The sequence below is a fragment of the Salinicoccus sp. ID82-1 genome (assembly GCF_021991715.1).
GTDB classification, from domain to species: domain Bacteria; phylum Bacillota; class Bacilli; order Staphylococcales; family Salinicoccaceae; genus Salinicoccus; species Salinicoccus cyprini.
This window is the reverse complement of record NZ_JAGFLY010000002.1, coordinates 50,563-63,791: the sequence shown is the minus strand read 5'-3', so window position 1 is coordinate 63,791 and position 13,229 is coordinate 50,563. Positions and strand designations below refer to the sequence as shown.

At 48.7% G+C, this 13,229-nt stretch carries 16 protein-coding genes; 12 read left to right on the top strand and 4 right to left on the bottom strand.

Annotation, left to right across the window (positions count from 1 at the left end):
* Positions 1 to 33 precede the first annotated feature (33 nt).
* Positions 34 to 1,245 carry a NupC/NupG family nucleoside CNT transporter gene (locus tag J4760_RS05850; RefSeq protein WP_145289890.1) on the top strand — a complete coding sequence of 404 codons (1,212 nt, stop codon included), beginning with the start codon at positions 34 to 36 and terminating at the stop codon, positions 1,243 to 1,245.
* 78 nt (positions 1,246 to 1,323) lie between these two features.
* Here J4760_RS05850 and J4760_RS05845 read toward each other — a convergent pair whose 3' ends face one another.
* Together J4760_RS05845 and J4760_RS05840 are read right to left on the bottom strand one after the other, a co-directional pair.
* A complete protein-coding gene (locus J4760_RS05845; RefSeq protein ID WP_145289888.1) occupies positions 1,324 to 2,037 on the bottom strand; it encodes a Crp/Fnr family transcriptional regulator in 714 nt (237 codons plus the stop codon).
* Positions 2,038 to 2,163: 126 nt separating this feature from the next.
* On the bottom strand, positions 2,164 to 4,059 hold the full coding sequence (locus tag J4760_RS05840) for a heavy metal translocating P-type ATPase (protein ID WP_237605084.1): 1,896 nt from the start codon (positions 4,057 to 4,059) through the stop codon (positions 2,164 to 2,166).
* A gap of 190 nt (positions 4,060 to 4,249) precedes the next feature.
* On the opposite strand from J4760_RS05840, the gene J4760_RS05835 reads away from it, so the two are divergent.
* Both J4760_RS05835 and J4760_RS05830 read left to right on the top strand, forming a co-directional pair.
* A complete protein-coding gene (locus J4760_RS05835; protein ID WP_145289882.1) occupies positions 4,250 to 4,459 on the top strand; it encodes a heavy-metal-associated domain-containing protein in 210 nt (69 codons plus the stop codon).
* A gap of 173 nt (positions 4,460 to 4,632) precedes the next feature.
* Positions 4,633 to 5,442 carry a metallophosphoesterase gene (locus tag J4760_RS05830; protein WP_145289880.1) on the top strand — a complete coding sequence of 270 codons (810 nt, stop codon included), beginning with the start codon at positions 4,633 to 4,635 and terminating at the stop codon, positions 5,440 to 5,442.
* A 21-nt stretch (positions 5,443 to 5,463) separates the two neighbouring features.
* Here J4760_RS05830 and J4760_RS05825 read toward each other — a convergent pair whose 3' ends face one another.
* Positions 5,464 to 5,736 (bottom strand): hypothetical protein, encoded by a 273-nt coding sequence (locus J4760_RS05825; protein ID WP_145289877.1) that lies wholly within the window; start codon positions 5,734 to 5,736, stop codon positions 5,464 to 5,466.
* Positions 5,737 to 5,831: 95 nt separating this feature from the next.
* A complete protein-coding gene (locus J4760_RS05820; RefSeq protein WP_237605083.1) occupies positions 5,832 to 6,119 on the bottom strand; it encodes a YerC/YecD family TrpR-related protein in 288 nt (95 codons plus the stop codon).
* A gap of 160 nt (positions 6,120 to 6,279) precedes the next feature.
* On the opposite strand from J4760_RS05820, the gene J4760_RS05815 reads away from it, so the two are divergent.
* The 9 genes from J4760_RS05815 to hisIE are packed head-to-tail and all read left to right on the top strand — an operon-like array spanning position 6,280 to position 13,131.
* Positions 6,280 to 7,083 (top strand): ATP phosphoribosyltransferase regulatory subunit, encoded by an 804-nt coding sequence (locus J4760_RS05815; RefSeq protein WP_237605082.1) that lies wholly within the window; start codon positions 6,280 to 6,282, stop codon positions 7,081 to 7,083.
* Positions 7,080 to 7,685: an ATP phosphoribosyltransferase gene (hisG, locus tag J4760_RS05810; RefSeq protein ID WP_237605081.1), complete on the top strand. Its 606-nt coding sequence runs from the start codon at positions 7,080 to 7,082 to the stop codon at positions 7,683 to 7,685. The genes J4760_RS05815 and hisG overlap by 4 nt, the downstream gene beginning before the upstream one ends.
* Positions 7,682 to 8,914, top strand: coding sequence for a histidinol dehydrogenase (hisD, locus tag J4760_RS05805; RefSeq protein ID WP_237605080.1), 1,233 nt, complete (start codon positions 7,682 to 7,684; stop codon positions 8,912 to 8,914). Before hisG ends, hisD begins: the two co-directional genes overlap by 4 nt.
* On the top strand, positions 8,877 to 9,950 hold the full coding sequence (locus J4760_RS05800) for a pyridoxal phosphate-dependent aminotransferase (RefSeq protein ID WP_237605079.1): 1,074 nt from the start codon (positions 8,877 to 8,879) through the stop codon (positions 9,948 to 9,950). Before hisD ends, J4760_RS05800 begins: the two co-directional genes overlap by 38 nt.
* On the top strand, positions 9,898 to 10,476 hold the full coding sequence (hisB, locus tag J4760_RS05795) for an imidazoleglycerol-phosphate dehydratase HisB (protein ID WP_145289862.1): 579 nt from the start codon (positions 9,898 to 9,900) through the stop codon (positions 10,474 to 10,476). The genes J4760_RS05800 and hisB overlap by 53 nt, the downstream gene beginning before the upstream one ends.
* Complete coding sequence (gene hisH / locus J4760_RS05790) at positions 10,473 to 11,048, top strand: imidazole glycerol phosphate synthase subunit HisH (protein ID WP_237605078.1); 576 nt, start codon at positions 10,473 to 10,475, stop codon at positions 11,046 to 11,048. The genes hisB and hisH overlap by 4 nt, the downstream gene beginning before the upstream one ends.
* Positions 11,049 to 11,750: a 1-(5-phosphoribosyl)-5-[(5-phosphoribosylamino)methylideneamino]imidazole-4-carboxamide isomerase gene (gene hisA / locus J4760_RS05785; protein ID WP_237605077.1), complete on the top strand. Its 702-nt coding sequence runs from the start codon at positions 11,049 to 11,051 to the stop codon at positions 11,748 to 11,750.
* Entirely contained in the window at positions 11,747 to 12,511 is a 765-nt protein-coding gene (gene hisF, locus J4760_RS05780; RefSeq protein ID WP_237605076.1) for an imidazole glycerol phosphate synthase subunit HisF, read from the top strand. Before hisA ends, hisF begins: the two co-directional genes overlap by 4 nt.
* Complete coding sequence (hisIE, locus tag J4760_RS05775) at positions 12,508 to 13,131, top strand: bifunctional phosphoribosyl-AMP cyclohydrolase/phosphoribosyl-ATP diphosphatase HisIE (RefSeq protein ID WP_237605075.1); 624 nt, start codon at positions 12,508 to 12,510, stop codon at positions 13,129 to 13,131. Before hisF ends, hisIE begins: the two co-directional genes overlap by 4 nt.
* Positions 13,132 to 13,229: the final 98 nt, after the last annotated feature.

Genomic DNA, 13,229 nt, shown 5'->3' with positions numbered 1-13,229 from the left:
TGTACAAAAATTATCAATTATGAGGTGACAGATTTGAATATTCTTATGGGTATCGTCGGGATTGCGTTTACATTCTTCCTGGCGTGGATCGTCAGCAGTGACCGCAAGCGTGCTTTCAGCAAATGGAAGAACATACTGATCCTGCTCGCCATCCAGTTGCTACTTGCCTTCCTTCTACTTTCCACTGGTGCCGGTGAAGCACTGATTGGCGCACTTGCAACCGGCTTCAACGCATTGCTCGGATTTGCAGCTGAAGGTGTCGCATTCGTCATGGGTGACCTGACAACACTTGGCGACGGTTCTGCAGCCGACGTATTCTTCTTTAACGTATTGCTGCCGATCATCGTTATTTCCGCTCTGATCGGCATCCTGCAGTTCACAAAGATTTTGCCATTCATCATCCGCGGACTTGGCTTCCTGTTGACCAAGATCACAGGCATGGGATATCTTGAATCCTATAACGGTGCCGCTTCCATGATTCTTGGCCAGTCCGAAGTATTCATTTCACTCAAGAACCAGCTGCCGCATCTGCCTAAGCACCGTCTCTATACATTGTCTGCACAGGCGATGAGTTCGGTTTCACTGTCCATCGTCGGCGCATATATGACGATGCTTGAACCACAGTACGTGGTTACAGCAATTGTACTCAACCTGTTCGGTACATATGTCATTGTACATATCATCAATCCATATGATGTGACGGAGACTGAAGACGCTGCAGACGTGGATGATAATCCAGACGCAGGGAAGTCATTCTTCCAGGTTCTGGGTGACTACATCATGGATGGTGCGCGTGTTGCACTGACTGTTGCAGCAATGCTGATCGGTTACATTGCGCTCATTGCCATTCTGAATGAAGCATTCCTGCTCATCCCTGGCATGAGCATCACCTTCCAGGACGTTCTCGGCTACATCTTCATGCCAATCGCATTCCTCATTGGTATTCCGTGGTCTGAAGCCCAGCAGGCGGGTGCCCTGATGGCAACCAAGCTGATTACGAATGAATTCGTTGCGATGCTCGACTACACTGCCATTGCAGAAGAGTTCAGCCGCAAGTCCCAGGCGATGGTTTCCGTATTCCTGGTATCATTTGCGAACTTCTCAAGTATCGGTATCATTGCGGGCTCCGTCAAAGGTCTGCATAATGAAAGCGGCGATAAAGTTGCGCGCTTCGGTCTGAAGCTTGTCTACGGTGCTTCCCTTGTCAGCGTTCTGACAGCAGCGGTTGTCGGTTTCTTCGCATAACAATTACAGAGTAAGAATAAAAGACAGGCCCGCGGGTCTGTCTTTTTTATTTACGGATTATAATTTCCATCCGTCCTATTAATCATCGGCAGTCAATAGAGCCTCCTGATTCAAAATACGGATCACACGGTGATCTTCTTGTTCAATCCATCCCGCATCTTCGAACTTGGCAAGTTTCCGGCTGATCGTTTCAGGTGTGGTTCCAAGGAACGAGGCAAGATCCTTCCGTGACATGGATAGCTTGAAATCTGTAGATTCATTTTCCTCCACTTGTTGAGCCAGATAGGAAGCAATACGTGTCTCTATATCTTCTGTGACAAAACTTGTCATTTGAAGTTCTGTCCGTTCAAGCCGATTTGAGAACTCACTCAGTATTTTCAATGAAATGTCCGGAAATTTCCTTAGGAGTAAGTGCAGATCCGTACGGTGTATGCTGCAGATCTCCGTCTTTTCCATGGCTTCTGCATAAACTTCATGTATCGATTCCGTAAAAAGGGCAAGTTCACCTGTAAAATCGCCTGGCTGCAAAATTCTGATCAGCTGCTCTTTTCCATTCTCAGAGAGACGGTAGATTTTAATCTTCCCTTGGTGAATAATATATAAGGAATCCGAGACATCTCCAGCCTGGTATAAGGACTCGCCCCTTTTTAAAGATATCGGACGGGTTGCTTTCACGACTTTCTTCATTTCTTCCTCTTGAAGATGGTTGAAGATCGGAACGATGGAAACACATGAGTGAGCGGCTTTTCTGTTGTTTTCCACTGTATGACTGCACAATTCCCGATGCTCCATGCTTATCCCCCTCTATGCGTTGTTCTATATCTACTATTCTACTCAATTGCCAGTCCTAAATACCATTAACCCACTCGAAGACTTGATGTGAAAAGATGGATGTCTCGATCCTTCCTCTCTCCAAGATCATGTATGCAGCAATTTCATAGACTCTCTTGATTTTTTGGATGGTCGATTGAAACCCATCAGCCGCATAGCATTCAAGATGACAATGAGGACGCTCGCTTCGTGGATGAACATGCCGGACGCCAGATGGACCGAACCCATAAGCACACCGGTCAGCAGAATGGCGACGATGCCGACGGCAAAGGAGGTATTCTGTTTCATATTACGGAGTGTTGCTTTTGATAATGAATAGGCGTGGGAAAACTGCATCAGCCTATCGGCCATCAGGACGATATCTGCAGTTTCCATCGAGATGTCTGTACCGCCTTCACCCATCGCGAGACCGATATCCGCTGCAGCGATTGCTGGTGCGTCATTGACACCATCCCCTGCCATGGCCACTACATGCCCTTGTTCTTTCAATTGTTTTACGAAAGACACTTTGTCTTCCGGCAGCAGTTCGGCATGGAATTCATCTAATCCGAGGCTTGTGGCGACCCGTTCAGCTGTATGCTGGTTGTCACCAGTCAGCATGATGATTCTTTGGATGCCACTTTTTCTCATCTGAGCAAGTGCTGCCACCGCATCTTCACGAATCTCATCGGCAATCGAGAAGATGCCCGCCACCTCCTTGCCCACGGCTGCAAAGATTGCGGTATTCCCGGCCTTTTCTCGTTCTACCGCATAAGCTTCTACTTCCGCTGGGATGACGATATTTTTCGCTGCCATCAGGTTGCGGTTGCCGATTGTCAGAACACGCCTTTCCATGGCAGCTGTCAGTCCGTTGCCTTTGATGACCTCAACATGTTCAGGTTCCTGGTCGAGAGCCATCCCCAGATCTTGCGCTTCTTTGACAATCGTCTGTCCAAGAGGGTGTTCAGACACCATCTCCGCCTGCGCCACCCATTGAAGCAGTTCCTGCTCATTATAGGCATGAAATACTTTGATGTCTGTCACTGCCGGTTGTCCTCTGGTCAATGTACCCGTCTTGTCAAATACGAGCGTATCGACTTTCGAGAAGCGGTCCATCACTTCGCCGCCTTTGATCAGCACCCCATTCTTCGCACCATTGCCTATACCCGCCACACTGGAAACCGGTGCACCGATGATCAGCGCACCTGGACAAGCGATAACAAGGAAAGTGATTGCGAGATGCAGGTCTCTTGTCAGAATATACACCAGAATGGACAGCACAATTACTGCAGGTGTATAGATATCAGCGAATCTGTCCAGGAATTTTTCTGTTTTCGTTTTTGATTCCTGTGCTTCTTCCACAAGTTCAATAATTTTTGCGAATGTTGTATCATCCCCGACTTTTTCAGCGATCATTTCCATATAGCCGGTTTCCACAATCGTACTGCTGAATACGATATCCCCAGGTTTTTTGGACACCGGCACAGATTCGCCTGTGATGGCCGCTTCGTTCAGCGCAACCTGTCCAATGATAATTCTACCATCCACCGGCACTTTCCCACCGCTACGGACGATGACACGGTCGCCTTCGGCCACTAACCCCACCGGCACCATCAGACTGGTACCATTACGTAGTACGGTCGCCTCCTGTGGCGCCATATCCACCAGGTCTTTCAGGGAAGAACGGGTTTTTTCCAACGTACGTGCTTCCAGATGATCTCCAAACAGGAACAGGAACGTCACGACAGCCGACTCCACATATTCCCCGATGAAAAGCGCACCGATGACCGCAATCACAACCAGGACTTCAATGGTGAATGCTTTCATATGGATTGCCTGGTAGGCCTTCATGGCAATCGGCAGTCCTGCCATGACAGTCGCAATGATTAATGTGAACTTCCGCACGGCATCATGATCCGTGAAGTATAGAATAAATGCCAGGGCCAGCAGTAGTGCAGAAAGAAAAGTAATCGTCCTTTTATATTTATAAATGAAATGTGCCATTTCTGTTCATCTCCTCTTTTTCTGTGTATTTTTCTTACACTCTTATCATAGGTAATTTCAACGGAGAATAACTTGACCCCCATCAAGGATCAGAGTTTATTTTTTCCTTTTAAAAAAATTGATGGGCGTCAAGGAATGATATGAATGGACATTCTATACTTGAGATAGAAAAAATAAAGGAGAGATTGAAATGAACACAGTCAAATTCCAATTGGAGCCCCTCACCTGCCCTTCCTGCATCAAAAGAATCGAAGGCAAAGTAGGGAAAATGGAGGGTGTCGAAGAAGTGAAAGTCCTCTTCAGCTCCAACAAAGTAAAAGCCGGTTACGATAAAAATAAAGTAACACCGGATGAACTGAAGGCAGTCATCGAAAAACTTGGATATCCGGTAGTCTCTTAAAGTCAGCAATAGAACTCATAGCTGGTGTCAAAAATACGAGCCTCCTTGGTGTAGGAGGCTCGTATTTCCACTTTTAGGAAATATGCATGCTGGTTCTTTGAATCCACTTCAGTTGACTTCGACCCGTCATACCCATAAAATTTTTCAGTATATGAATACGATGGAGAGATAATATGAAAATAGGCATCATCGCCGATCTGCATATCGATCGGATCAGGACGGAATATACAATAGAAGACTTCAGGCAGGTCCTGTCCCGTGAAATTCTCGGGCGAAACATCGACCTGCTGCTCATTGCCGGTGATATCTCCAATGACTACCGGACCACTTCTGATTTTATCCAGTCTCTGATGGAATCGACAGATATCGATATCCGTTTTGTTCCAGGCAACCACGACTACTGGCAGCCGGAAGGTATTTCAAGCACGGAAGTGTACCGGTTCTACAAGGAACATCCCCAATGCCTCATCGAGTCTCCGCTCATCCTGGACGATGACTGGGCGATTGTCGGCCATAGCGGCTGGTATGACTACTCCTATGCCGATCCGCGCTTCACCCTGGAGAAGCTTGCAAGCGGTAAGTTCTACGGCGGTACATGGCAGGATAAGGTCAGAATCGACTGGCCGGTCGATGATCCGGAACTCTCCCGCACCTTTGCCGAATCGGTACAGAAGGACCTCGAGACGGTCAAAGACCGCAACGTCATACTGATGACCCATGTCGTGACCCATCACAGATTCACCGTGCCCACACCCCACAGACTGTTCGACTTCTACAATGCCTTCATCGGTACATCCGATTTCGACACCTTCTATAAGGACTACCCCATCCGCTACAGCATCATGGGACACGTCCATTTCCGCCATCAGTTTGAAGAAGACGGCATCCGGTATATCTGTCCGTGCCTCGGCTATCAGCGGGAGTGGCGGACGGATGACCTGACTGCAGAAGTCAGAAACACGTTCAGAGTGGTTGAAATATGATATTCACTGTATCAGAATGTGCTATCCCTTCTTTGAAAACAACCGGAGGATGAAATAATAGGTCACTGTAAGAGCGATGAATGTAAAAATGACAGGCATTATATTGCTGATTCCAAACGTCATATTGAAGGCATCTGGAGACGTCGGTATACCTTCGAAGAATATCGCCCCGAAATATCCGGTACGACGATCAATTTCTGCACTCGAAAATAGCAGTATCAGAAAGCTGACTGTCAAAACAGCGAGAGTTGTCACCAGCGAAGCAGCAGCACTGTTGATGATTCGTCTTCCCAATCCCAACACCCCATTCCTTTTTTAATATCATACCCATTTTAAATAATTCCGTTAATTTTTACTGAAAAAAATGACTTTGACCAGGTCAAAGTCATTCATTCCATCCGGTCGATGATTGTGTGGTAGCCTTCGCTGCCATAGTCGAGACACCGCTTTACGCGGGAGACTGTCGCACTCGAAGCACCGGTCTCTTCCTGCACTTTCGAATACGTGTACCCTTCCTTCATCATCTTGGCCACCTGGAAACGCTGCTTCAATGAAACGAGTTCGTTCGTTGTACATAGATCATCGAAAAAGTGGTAGCATTCCTCGACCGATTCAAGCTTCAGCATACCCTCGAACAGATCATCCAGCTCTTTGCCCCTCAGTTTATCTATCTGCATATACTTCCCTCCATTAATACGATTATCATAACAAATCACTTTAGCGTTTTAAAGCGTTAAACAAAATTGTCTTAACTGTCTTGTCATTGTCAGTTTATTTTGCTATTATCTAATTTATTGATTATTCTTTATCACGCTAAAGTATTAAAGGAGATTACACATGAAAAATGAACTGATCATCCGACGACTGGTATTTGCACAGGATTATACACAACTGCTTGCTGATGAGGACTATCAGCTGGTCGATATGAATATGGTGGAACCGTTCAATATCGACGACAAGCGGCATCATTCTTCAACCATCATCTTCGAGAAGAATGAACAGCTCTTCTCCATCCGCAGCGACTGGACGCGCTCGCTTTTGAACTACAATGAAAACTATACGCTTGATGACCGCTTCTTCGGCTACTTCGGACCGGTGGTGAGGGACTATAAAACTTTCTATCAGGCAGGTGTTGAACTGTATCGTCCATCCAACGAAGAGATTCTTTCAAGCATCGATATGCACCTGTCGTTCATCACGGAAAGATATGACGAAACATTCCAGTCCATCGTCGTCAATGACGATACGCTGCTTGATCTGTATATCGAAAAATATGCGCTCGATGCTGACATCCGTACGCTCGTCCACGAGAAAAACCTGTCGGAAATAAAAAAACGGCTTGGTGGCACGCATTCCCTCTACACCCTGCTATCGGCCAAGGTGAGCGACCAGATCGACCTGGTGAATGCGGAATTCGGCGACAGTGATATCATGCGTTTCATAGAGGAACTGAAGCAGCTGCTCGCGAAATACGATATGAAATTCATCCTCGACCTGTCGTTCCGTTCGCCCCAGTCCTACTACAACGGCTTCTATTTCCAGGCCTTCCTGAACCACGACTATCCATTGCTCAGTGGTGGGGAATACAATAGCAGCGCCTTCGGCATTGCAGTGAATCTATCTAATGGGGGATTGCTATGATTACAGTGGCACTGACAAAAGGACGCCTTTTCAAGGACTTCCTGAAATATATGAATGAGAACGGCCTGACCGTCTATAACGAGGCGCTGGAGGAAGAGACACGGTCGCTATATACCGTTGTCGATAACGTCAAATTCATCTTCGCCAAAGGACCGGATGTACCGACCTATGTCGAAAGCGGCGTAGCGGATCTCGGAATTGTCGGTTCGGACATCATCGCCGAGGATGCTTTCAATATCCTAAATGTCTCCCAGCTGCCGTTCGGCGAATGCCACTTCTCGGTGGCTGCACTGCCCGAGCAGCAGGAATTCAAGGTCATTGCGACGAAGTATATGAACATCGCCCACACCCACTTCAAAAATAAAAGGCAGGACGTCTCCCTGATCCATCTGAACGGTTCCGTGGAACTCGCACCTCTGCTCGGCCTGTCTGACGGCATCGTCGATATCGTCCAGACCGGCGGTACGCTGCGGGACAATGGACTCGTCGAACATGAGAAGATCATGGAGATCCACGCCAGGCTGATTGCCAATAAGCGGACATTCTATACGAAAGAGGACGAAATCTATGACTTCATCAAGGAAATCGGGGTGATTGAATGAATGTCGCAGAATTCAAATCGACTTTCGGTGTGAAGCGCGGCTCTGCCGGTTTCGATGACTATAAAGGTGTGATGGAGATCATAGAGCAGGTCCGGACGGATGGTGACCGGGCACTCCATGACTATACTGAGCAGTTCGACAATCAGGCACTGGATACCTTCAAAGTGGACAAGGCAGCACTGAAGGAGAGCTATGACGCCATTTCCGATGAGGAGCGGGAAGCGCTCCAGACCATCAAGCAACGCATTGAGCAGTATCAGGAAAGCATCAAGTATACGGATATGGATAACGGCGAGTTCCAGTACGTCTACCACCCGATCGAGAAAGTCGGCGTCTACGTACCCGGTGGTACAGCGCTCTACCCTTCAAGTGTACTGATGACAGTTGTGCCGGCACTTGCGGCAGGCGTCAAGGAAATCCACGTCGTTACACCGACGTTCGAAGAAAACAACATCACCTTCGCCGCTCTCCATATATGTGGTGTCGAGAATGTCTATACAGTCGGCGGCGCGCAGGCGATTGCGGCACTTGCCTACGGTACAGAGACGATTCCTAAAGTCGACAAGATCGTCGGCCCAGGCAACTATTACGTGGCACTCGCAAAAAGACTGCTGTTCGGTGAAGTCGGCATCGACATGATAGCCGGACCGAGTGAGATTCTGATCTATGTCGATGAGAACGTCCACATCGACGCCATTGTCTACGATATATTCGCCCAGGCCGAGCATGATGCGAATGCCCGCACGTTTCTAATCAGCGAGGATGAAGCGGTCATCCAGACCATAGAAGACCGTCTCAAGCAGCTGATGGATGATCAGCCACGCAGTGACATCATCAAAGGTTCCATAAAGAACAACCACTACGCCGTCGTCGATTCCCAGGAAGCATTGATCGGCATGATCAACCATATCGCACCGGAGCACGTCTCCATCCAGCATCGTGATGCAGATCGAATCATCCGCAATATCAGATACGCGGGTGCTGTCTTCAACGGGTACTATTCACCGGAAGCCATCGGCGACTATGCAGCCGGCCCCTCCCACGTACTGCCGACCGATAAGACCGGACGGTTCAGCCATGGACTGAACGTCAATGACTTCCTGACGAGCCATGCGGTGATTTCACTTGAAAAAAGCACCTACAGCGAAATCGCGGGGCCAGCAAAGACCATCGCCAGACGCGAGCAGCTGGATGCCCACTACCAATCCCTACACATTCGAACGGAGTGATGACATGATCCATATGGACCGCAATACGAGCCCGATCTCCCCGCTTGGTGACGACGCCATCGCCGAAGTCATCAAGGCGACAAAAATCTACGAATATCCGGGAGACGAAATAAATCAATTTAAACAGCTGTATGCCGGCTACTATGATATCGACCCGGGCGCCATTGAAGCGGCCAATGGATCCGACGAATGGATCCAGAAAGCCATCATGACACTCGGTCGGAATGGCGTCATGACACTTGATCCAGATTTCGTCATGTATCATGAGTACGCCAATCAGGTGGATGTGCCCGTCCATACTATTTCATGTGATTCAGACTTCAAATTCGATTTCGATATGGTCATTGAAGAAATAAAAATACACGAGCCGTCTTTATTTTTGATATCCGTGCCGCATAACCCGACCGGGCGCATGTTCAGGGCGGAAGAACTCCAGGCACTGGCCGATGCCATGCAAAGGGTAGGCGGTTATCTCGTACTCGATGAAGCCTACTTCGAATTCGGTCCGGCATATACACGACCGGAAGGTAAGCATGTACTGATCATCCGGACGCTCAGCAAGATGTTCGGTGTGGCGGGACTCAGGATCGGCATTGCGATTGCCAAAGGTGAGACATTTGATAAAATCACCCGTCTCAACCACCCTTATCCGGTCAACTCACTATCATTGAATCTGGCCAGCAAGGTCTTCAGTGATCGAACAGCACTTGACCAATTTGTCCGCTACCAGCTCGATTCGAAAAAGCAGCTATCCGAGTCACTCCGATACGCATCTGATAAAATAAACATCATCGAATCCAGCACGAACTTCATCCTGACCTATGGCGACAATGCCCGTGATCTTGCCGACTATCTCATAGGGCATGGGTACCAGCCGAGAATATACAACAAGGCACCGCTTGAGAATGCCGTCAGATATTCAATCATCGGAAGCGAACACTATGAACGTTTCAACCAACTAATCAAGGAATGGAGCGATCAGTATGATAAAGAAGGAACGCGTGACAAAGGAAACAAAAATATCCATAGCACTTGATGAAGGCAAATCACCCGACGATTCCACCCTCTCGACCGGAGTCGGCTTCTTCGATCATATGCTGACACTGCTAAGCTTCCACTCCGGCCTCCATCTCAGTGTTGAAGCAGACGGTGACCTTGAAGTGGATGATCACCACACTGTCGAGGATGTCGGCATCATTCTCGGTCAGATGATCCGGGAACTCTATGTGGAAAAATCATCCTACCAGCGCTACGGCACGACCTATATACCGATGGATGAATCTCTGGCACGTGTGGTACTCGATCTCTCCGGCCGTCCGCACCTCAATTTCCAGGCACACTTCTCGAAAGAGAAGGTCGGCATGTTCGATACGGAACTGGTCATGGAGTTCTTCAATGCAGTGAGCATGAACAGCCGGATGACACTGCATATCGATCTGCTCAAAGGTGGTAACACGCACCACGAGATCGAGGCCATCTTCAAGGCATTTGCGAGAAGCCTGAAGGACGCACTTGCACCGAGTGATGCAGGCATCCCTTCTTCAAAGGGTGTCATCGAATGATCGGTATCATAGACTATTCCCTAGGAAATATACAGAACATAAAAAATGCACTCGAGAAGCTCGAATATGAATATATCCTTTCAAGCAAATATGAAGACCTGAAAAATTGCGACGCCATTCTGCTGCCGGGGGTCGGCCATTTCGGCAATGCCATGGAAACCATCGATCGCCTCGGCATCAGGGAAGATCTGCTGGCATTGGCTGAAACGAAGCGCTTCATCGGCATCTGTCTTGGCATGCAGCTGCTTTTTGAAGAGAGTGAAGAAGGCGATGCAAAAGGCCTCGGCCTGCTGTCAGGAAAAATCACTCGAATGGAAACGCCATATCCCGTGCCACACCTCGGATGGAATACACTCAGTAGCCAGAGCCCTGTGCTGGACGGCAAGGATGTCTATTTTGTACACAGCTTCATGGCTGAAAATACAGACGCCGTCATCGCCACAGCAGAATATGGCGTGACCGTACCGGCGGTCGTCAAAAAAGACAATATCATCGGCATCCAGTTCCACCCGGAAAAATCCGGAGACATCGGTGTGGACATGCTGAAGCAGGCCATCGAAGGAGGACTATAGATGAACATCATCCCAGCAATCGATATCATCGACGGTCAGAACGTCCGTCTGACACAAGGCGACTATGACAAGAAGACATCGATGAAGCGTACACCAGAGGAGGCCATCGCCTTCTACAGCAGTTTCGAGCAGGTTTCCCGCATCCATATCGTCGACCTGATGGGTGCACTGAAGCAGAATGCCCAGGAGTCGACAGTCATACAGGAACTGAAGACCAGAACTGCCCTTCCCCTCCAGATCGGTGGTGGACTGAGAAATACCGAAACGCTCGAAAAATATGACGCCATCGGCATCGACTATTTCATTCTCGGCACCCGAGCCATCACGGACCTTGAATGGCTCGGTTCTGTCGTTGCAAAATACCCGGGCCGCATATTTGTGGGTGTCGACGCCAGAGAGAATGATATCTACATCAACGGCTGGACAGAGAATAGTGGCATCACCATCGACGACTATATCCGACAGATTGAAGACCTTGATATCGCCGGCATCATCTATACTGATATCAACAAGGATGGCATGAACCAGGGGCCAAACTTCGACAATACAAAGCGGATCAGCGAGCTCACCCGGCATCCGGTCATTGCGAGCGGCGGTGTCAGAAACAAGACGGATCTCGATCAGCTCGAATCGATGGGTATTACTCAAGCGATCGTCGGCAAGGCGAGCCACAATGATGACTTCTGGAGGGATATCAGATGATCAAGAAACGTATCATCCCCTGCCTCGATGTTAAAGAAGGCCGTGTCGTCAAAGGAGTCAACTTCGTCGGACTGAGAGATGTCGGCGATCCGGTGGAGCTCGCAAAAAGATATAACGCAGAAGGCGCAGATGAACTCGTCTTCCTCGATATCTCCAAAACTCAGAATGGGCACGACCTGATGATCGATGTCATCCGTGCCACCGCGAAAACACTATTCATCCCCCTGACGATCGGTGGTGGCATCTCGACAGTCGATGACATCCGGCAGCTGCTGAACGCCGGTGCGGACAAAGTCAGCATCAACTCCGCAGCCATCAGAAATCCGGAGCTGATCCGTGAGGCGAGCGAAGTATTCGGCAGCCAGTGCATATGCGTCGCAATCGATGTGAAGTATGACCCGGAGGAAAAGGACTACTTCGTCCACACCCACGGTGGTTCGAAAAAGACCGATATCCGGGCTTTTGAATGGATTGCACAGTGTGCATCACTTGGTGCCGGGGAATTCCTGATCACCAGCATGGATCATGACGGCGTCAAGCAGGGCTTCGACATCGAATTCCTCGAGCGTGCAAACAGAATGGTGGATATTCCAATCATCGCAAGCGGCGGTGCCGGGGAAGCCGACCATTTCACCGAACTGTTCCAGAAAACCGGTGTATCCGCCGGTCTCGCGGCATCCATCTTTCACAACAAGGAAGTAGAAATAAAGGATCTTAAGACAGATCTCCATCAATCAGGAATCGAGGTGAGATTCATATGAAACCGGATTTTGACAAAGGCAATGGACTTCTTTCCGTCATCCTGCAGGACGACAGTACCGGCCAGGTGCTGATGAACGGCTTCATGAATGAAGCCGCCTACGAGAAGACCGTCGAAGAGAATGTCGTATGGTTCTATTCCCGCTCCAAGGAGCGTCTCTGGAAGAAGGGTGAGACGAGCGGACATATCCAGGTCGTCAGGAGCATGGCCCTCGACTGCGACGCTGATGCACTGCTCATCCAGGTCGATCCAAAAGGGCCGACATGCCACCTCGGCACACAGAGTTGCTTCGGCGATGATCACTTCAGTCTGCAGACACTCAGCCGGATTGTCGAACGTAAAGTCGACAATCCTGAGGAAGGCTCCTACACCAAGTATCTCACTGAAGAAGGCATCGACAAGATTCTCAAGAAATGCGGCGAGGAGATGACGGAAGTCGTTATTGCTGCTAAGAACAACGACAGCCTGGAACTTATAAATGAGACAAGCGACCTCTTCTATCACATGCTCGTGCTAATGAAGCACCAAGGTGTTTCATTGAAAGAAGTGGAAGAAAACTTGGAATCCCGTCATGGACAGAACCTGTCATACAAGGTACGCGGAGATATTAAAGAATGGTAGTACAACCAGCTGGATATGATTCCAGCTGTTTTTCTTCATCTAACTTGCTTTACAAGCTAATGTGTTTGCTCTACACTATCACTAAGTTGTTAAACAAG

Bases quoted from the DNA above. Each gene is read 5' to 3' on its own strand.
- hisD (WP_237605080.1), top strand. From the start codon at position 7,682: ATGAATGTCGCAGAATTCAAATCGACTTTCGGTGTGAAGCGCGGCTCT.
- J4760_RS05835 (WP_145289882.1), top strand. From the start codon at position 4,250: ATGAACACAGTCAAATTCCAATTGGAGCCCCTCACCTGCCCTTCCTGC.
- hisIE (WP_237605075.1), top strand. From the start codon at position 12,508: ATGAAACCGGATTTTGACAAAGGCAATGGACTTCTTTCCGTCATCCTG.
- J4760_RS05820 (WP_237605083.1), bottom strand. From the start codon at position 6,119: ATGCAGATAGATAAACTGAGGGGCAAAGAGCTGGATGATCTGTTCGAG.
- hisG (WP_237605081.1), top strand. From the start codon at position 7,080: ATGATTACAGTGGCACTGACAAAAGGACGCCTTTTCAAGGACTTCCTG.
- J4760_RS05840 (WP_237605084.1), bottom strand. From the start codon at position 4,059: ATGGCACATTTCATTTATAAATATAAAAGGACGATTACTTTTCTTTCT.
- hisA (WP_237605077.1), top strand. From the start codon at position 11,049: ATGAACATCATCCCAGCAATCGATATCATCGACGGTCAGAACGTCCGT.
- hisF (WP_237605076.1), top strand. From the start codon at position 11,747: ATGATCAAGAAACGTATCATCCCCTGCCTCGATGTTAAAGAAGGCCGT.
- J4760_RS05800 (WP_237605079.1), top strand. From the start codon at position 8,877: ATGCCCACTACCAATCCCTACACATTCGAACGGAGTGATGACATGATC.
- hisH (WP_237605078.1), top strand. From the start codon at position 10,473: ATGATCGGTATCATAGACTATTCCCTAGGAAATATACAGAACATAAAA.
- J4760_RS05830 (WP_145289880.1), top strand. From the start codon at position 4,633: ATGAAAATAGGCATCATCGCCGATCTGCATATCGATCGGATCAGGACG.
- hisB (WP_145289862.1), top strand. From the start codon at position 9,898: ATGATAAAGAAGGAACGCGTGACAAAGGAAACAAAAATATCCATAGCA.
- J4760_RS05845 (WP_145289888.1), bottom strand. From the start codon at position 2,037: ATGGAGCATCGGGAATTGTGCAGTCATACAGTGGAAAACAACAGAAAA.
- J4760_RS05815 (WP_237605082.1), top strand. From the start codon at position 6,280: ATGAAAAATGAACTGATCATCCGACGACTGGTATTTGCACAGGATTAT.